Source organism: Vibrio genomosp. F10 str. 9ZD137 (genome assembly GCF_049974785.1).
Taxonomy (GTDB): Bacteria; Pseudomonadota; Gammaproteobacteria; order Enterobacterales; family Vibrionaceae; genus Vibrio.
Window position 1 is genome coordinate 1 of the sequence record NZ_JBNGCJ010000459.1, and the last position, 5656, is coordinate 5656.

The 5656-nt window shown below is 45.1% G+C and carries 5 protein-coding genes; 1 reads left to right on the plus strand and 4 read right to left on the minus strand.

All coding sequences use genetic code 11. The annotated features are described in order from the left end of the window. A partial coding sequence (gene nagE, locus ACP45E_RS11030; RefSeq protein WP_069585007.1) for an N-acetylglucosamine-specific PTS transporter subunit IIBC occupies nucleotides 1–1380 on the plus strand: 1380 nt, incomplete at its 5' end. Between the two features lie 100 nt (nucleotides 1381–1480). Here nagE and menE read toward each other — a convergent pair. From menE to ACP45E_RS11050, 4 genes are all read right to left on the minus strand, one after another. After that, nucleotides 1481–2911 (minus strand): o-succinylbenzoate--CoA ligase, encoded by a 1431-nt coding sequence (menE, locus tag ACP45E_RS11035; protein WP_017036946.1) that lies wholly within the window; start codon nucleotides 2909–2911, stop codon nucleotides 1481–1483. Next, complete coding sequence (gene menC / locus ACP45E_RS11040) at nucleotides 2911–3897, minus strand: o-succinylbenzoate synthase (RefSeq protein ID WP_017036947.1); 987 nt, start codon at nucleotides 3895–3897, stop codon at nucleotides 2911–2913. Before menC ends, menE begins: the two co-directional genes overlap by 1 nt. 273 nt (nucleotides 3898–4170) lie before the next feature. Continuing rightward, nucleotides 4171–5037, minus strand: a complete 867-nt coding sequence (menB, locus tag ACP45E_RS11045) for a 1,4-dihydroxy-2-naphthoyl-CoA synthase (protein ID WP_017034024.1) — start codon at nucleotides 5035–5037, stop codon at nucleotides 4171–4173. A gap of 86 nt (nucleotides 5038–5123) precedes the next feature. Further along, the coding region (locus ACP45E_RS11050) for an alpha/beta fold hydrolase (RefSeq protein ID WP_069585009.1) at nucleotides 5124–5656 on the minus strand (533 nt) is incomplete at its 5' end.

Here is a 5656-nt window from a genome sequence, read left to right on the forward strand (position 1 = left end):
ATCGGCTACTGGCTTGATCCTGTGGGTTGGGGGTCAGAAAGCATTCTAGCCGCGTTCTTAATCAAATCGGGGGCGGCCATCATCGATAACATGGCTGTACTCTTCGCTGTTGGTGTCTCATTTGGATTAAGCCGAGACAAAAATGGTTCAGCGGCGCTTTCGGGCTTCGTTTGCTTCCTAGTCGTAACCACCCTTCTTGATCCTGGCTCTGTAGCGCAGCTGATGGGTGCTGACATAAGTGAGGTTCCTGCGGCATTTGGCAAGATTAATAACCAATTTATCGGTATTATCATCGGTATTCTTTCTGCAGAAATCTATAACCGATATTCAACCGTAGAATTGCCTCAGGCTCTCGCATTTTTCAGTGGTAAGCGCTTAGTACCAATCCTGACTTCTATTGCAGGTATGCTCCTTTCTTTTGCTCTTTTGCACATCTGGCCTTTTATTTACGATGCATTAATTCTATTTGGCATCAAACTGGAAAGTATGGGGGCGATTGGCGCAGGCCTATTTGGCTTCTTTAACCGTTTATTCTTATCTGTTGGTATGCACCATGCACTGTATCCTGTGTTTTGGTTCGATGTCGTCGGTATTAACGATATTCCAAACTTCCTTGGCGGCGCACAATCTATTGCAAATGGAACCGCGGTTATTGGTAAAACAGGTATGTATCAAGCTGGATTCTTCCCTGTCATGATGTTCGGCCTCCCTGCTGCTGCTCTCGCTATGTACCACTGTGCAGACGCGAAAAACAAAAGCCAGGTATTCGCAATTATGGTTGCTGCGGCTATGGCGTCATTCTTTACGGGTATCACAGAGCCACTAGAATTTAGCTTTATGTTTTTAGCTCCAGCACTCTATCTAGTTCACGCCATTTTGACCGGCCTTTCTTTATACATTGCAGCGAGTATGGAATGGATGGCAGGTTTTGGGTTCTCAGCTGGATTTGTCGACTTTGTCCTATCAAGCCAAAACCCACTTGCGAACAAATGGTACATGTTGATCCTTCAAGGTCTTGTGTTCTTTGGGCTTTACTACAGCATTTTTAGATTTGCTATCATCAAGTTCAACTTGCCTACTCCTGGACGTGGAGAGCAGATGGAAGATGAACAATCTACGTCAAATGCCGAAGGCTTAAGTGGGCTCACACAAGATTACATCGAAGCTATCGGTGGTGCTGAAAATATTCTAGAGGTAGATAACTGCATTACACGTCTGCGTTTGACCGTAAAAGATTCATCACTTGCTGATTCTGACAAACTAAAGAAGCTTGGCGCTGCTGGTGTAGTGAAAATCGGCAAAGGCGGCCTACAGGTTATCATTGGGCTGGGAAAAGTGGATAAAGTTGCCGAGCAAATGAAAGTCGCTTTAGCGAACTAACTTTCTCAAGTATAGCGAAACATATGTGATGGCTTCACCTCCATCACATTCCCCCTGAAGTGCAGAAGCGGCTAGTCATCGGATTTGCACTTCATTTTATTTAGCTTCTAACTTGAACTTCTAACCATTGCTTTAATTGCTTACGGGACACTTTAATACCTGACGCGAATAATTCAGGCGGTATCAAATAGTAAGCAACTGGCCACTTAAACTTTTCTAACCTTTTTTTTAAAAAGACATCCATCTCTATTTTGGAGGGTAAGCTTTCAGCATCAATAATCGCTACTGGTCTATAGCCAAACTCTTTATCAGTGACTGGAACAACAAAAGCTTGGTTTATCACTGGGTGACGGTTTAGCTCCGCTTCTATTTGCTCACAATGAATATTTTCGCCACCCGAGATGAATTGGTTATCAACGCGGCCAATAACCCGTAATTCATTGTTTTCCCAGCAACCAAGATCTTTGGTATCAAACCAACCGTCGTTATCGATGATCGGCGTGATATTCCCTTGAAAAAAATACCCTGCCGCTAACGTATCTCCACCAACGAAGATCCGTTGATTTTCAATTTTCAGCTTCCTGTTTGGTATGACACAGCCTGCCGTCGAACTGTTATTCACCCGCTTTGCTGTGACCGTTGACGCTGCTTCCGTCATGCCATAACCAAGCCACGCATCAATGTGTAATTTGGCACACTGCGCTGTCAGGCTTTCTGGAATATGGCTGCCACCCAGTAACACGCGCGTTAAAGTCAACGGTTGTTTCATCTCGATCAATCGGCTCAATTGTGTCGACACTAACGATGCGTGGGTGACATCTTTAATGTCAAGGTTGAGATTCCCTTTCCCTACTTTTAAGCAGCCACCCGCAGAGAGCCATCGATACAAGATCGCCAATCCAGACACGTGATACAGCGGTAAACTCAAAAGCCAGGTATCGCCAAAGCCGTAATCAAATTCTTGCAATAGCCCACTGGCTGAAGCGAAGTGTTGAGCAAAGCTATGGGCGAGCGCTTTTGGGGCACCGGTAGAGCCTGACGTGAAAATGATCGATGCTATATTTTTGGTGTTGACTGAATCGACTAAGTTGCCTCCATCAACACTGATGCCGTTATCCGATTGATTTTCATTGATAACTAATCGCGTGCAGAGGGTATGCAGAGTCTGTTGCTCTTCGACTGTAAAGCTCTGCCAAACCGTGTCAGTTAACCAAACAAGCGGCCTTGCTTCTCGCTTATACAAACGTTCAAATTTTTGCTGAAGTAATGCCAAAGGTTGTGGCATGGTCAGCGCGCCGATGGCGCCAATATGGCAGCACGCCAAATACACGAACACGATTTCAGGCTGATTTTTACCAACGATAGTGACAACATCGGATCGCTCTACACCTTGAGCATTTAACTGGTGTGCATAAGCCAATACTTCTTGCCACAGTTCATGCCAATTATAGCGTCTGGTTGGTGTAACTAGCGCACAAGATAATGGGCTCTGTTGAGCCCATCTTTGAATGCTTAACGAAGTCGTTGACACTAGGATTGCCACATCACTTGTTGATCGCTAAGTTTGTAGATTGGCAATGTTGAACCAGGCCAAGCCGTCTCTAACTGGCACTGAAATAAATTTAAAGTATCGAGACCTGGAACTTCATCTGGCAATTGCCATAAAGAGAGACGCGCAAGCTGATCAAGCCCAAGACTCGATTCAATACTTGAGCTGATCACGGCTTGAATACCTAGTGTCTTAGCCTTTTCAATCAGGTTAATGCAACGTGTAACCGAACCAATCAGAGTCGGTTTAATCACTATGGCTTTTGCACCGGTTAAGTCTTCTAAACAGAAATCACGTTTTTGAATCGCGTGCTGCAAGGTTTCGTCCCACGCGATGGCGATACCAGAGTCAATGGCAAACGAAAAGCTGTCGCCAGGCACCAGACAAGGCTCTTCTAAGTAGTGAATACGCTGACGCAGTGAAGGAGCTATGTACTTAGCGAATTTATGCGCTTTTTCAAGCGACCACGAGCGATTCGCATCTAAACGCAGTGACAGATCGGGTATCGATTCAAGCAATAAGCTGACGATCATGCCATCACGAATTGGTTCATACAGCCCCACTTTGACTTTGGCTACCTTTTTGCCTTCCATCGCGCTAAGTACCGGTAATACTTCATCAGGATCACCACTGCACAAAGGAGCAGAGCGATAATTTCCCTCTTTCGGTAACTCGCCAGCCAGCTCTAGTTCCGCCATTGATAACCCAAAGGCGACAGAAGGATAAAGTTCATCATAATCAGCATGCTGCCCAGCTACCCACAACTCAAGCTGTTTCTGAGCTTGCAGCCCTGCTTCTTCCGTTGTTTCGACACTAAAGCCAATTAAAGGAGAAATTTCACCTCGACCGACCCGACCATTTTCCGTCAGTTCCACGATAAACCCAACACGCTCTGTGAGCTTATGATTTCTTAGAACTACACCGCTATCCATAGGTAACTGATAACGATAAAGCTTAGCTGATTTCATATAAGATTCCGCTGTGATAATGCGCGAGCGCAACTAATGCATAGACCATCAAACCAGGTCATAAGTTCACTCTTAATCGTAGATAGCCATTGTCTAAGAGTGTTTTTCTGCTGCGTTTTTTTGAGGTTATTTTGCTTAACGTACTAAAGCAAAACGTACTAAAGCAAAACGTACTAAAGCAAAACAAGCATAGTCGGCAAAGCACGCAAAGGTGGTTTTATTCACATAAACACACCTTAGCTGACCAATGCTGTGCTGGCTTACTCAAATTTATTAAGGGTTACGAGGAAACTTATCAAAATCTGGACGACGTTTTTCATTAAACGCATTTCGACCTTCTTGACCTTCTTCTGTCATGTAGAACATCATCGTCGCGTTGCCTGCCAGTTCTTGAAGACCGGCTTGGCCATCACAATCCGCATTAAGGGCCGCTTTTAAACAACGAAGGGCCATTGGGCTGTGCTGAAGTGTCTCACGAGACCAACGAATCGCTTCTTTTTCAAGATCGTCAACAGCAACCACCGTATTCACTAATCCCATATCAAGCGCTTCCTGGGCATCATAGAATCGGCATAAAAACCATATTTCACGCGCTTTCTTTTGGCCGACAATTCTCGCCATGTAAGACGCGCCCCAACCACCGTCAAACGATCCGACTTTAGGACCCGTTTGACCAAATTGGGCATTTTCAGCCGCAATGGTTAAATCACACATCATGTGCAAAACATGACCGCCACCCACAGCCCAGCCAGCGACTGCAGCTATGACAGGTTTTGGACAAGTGCGAATTTGACGTTGAAAATCAAGCACATTGAGGTGATGCGTACCGCTATCATCTCGGTAACCACCGTAGTCACCACGAATCTTTTGATCACCACCAGAACAGAAGGCTTTCTCACCCAAACCCGTGAGGATAATAACGCCCACTTGTTCATCATAGCGAGCATTGGCCAATGCATCGATCATCTCTTTTACCGTTTGTGGGCGAAACGCATTATGAACTTGAGGACGCGCGATAGTAATTTTCGCAATGCCATCGGCGGATTTATGATAATGAATATCTTCATACTCGTTGGTGCAATCTTTCCATTCAACGGGTGCGTAAAGCTCTTCTTCGGTAATGCCTACTGTCTTTGCCATTTTAATTATCCATTTGTCCGATTCGTGCTCTGCTAATCGAGCATCAATTACTGTTTCGTGATCAATGACCGTTTTGTCATCAATAGCTATTTCGTAAAGTTCTTTATCTGTTGCGCAAATACATGTGGGCTTTCTTGATGCACATTATGCCCTGCGCCTGAAACAAAATTAAATGACAACCCGCTCGTGCGCGCTATCTGACTAAATTTATGGTCATTCTCACCGCAAATGTAATGCATGCGTATGGGCTGTTTTTTAAGTGCAGTTAACAAGTATTCTTGCTCGGCTAATGAGGTTGCAAGTAGCATCTGCGCAATTGCAGGGCCAAGATTAGCATTGCGCTTTAGCTGGAAGATTTGTTTCTGCTCATTGTTTAGTGAAGAAAAAACACCTTGCTGATACCAGTCGATTAACACCTGTTCAATTGGCTCATTATTGAAGCGATTTGCCCAGCCTCGATCATTGACCGCTCGTGCAAGCTTTTTTGCTGTGCTCTCTAATCCCAAGTGGCTCCCTTCTACGATGAGCCCTTGCAAATTAAGTATCGAAAACAAACCATTCGCCACACCGTGCATCGCAACCCTCCCCCCCATAGAGTAGCCAATCATGACCACTGGCT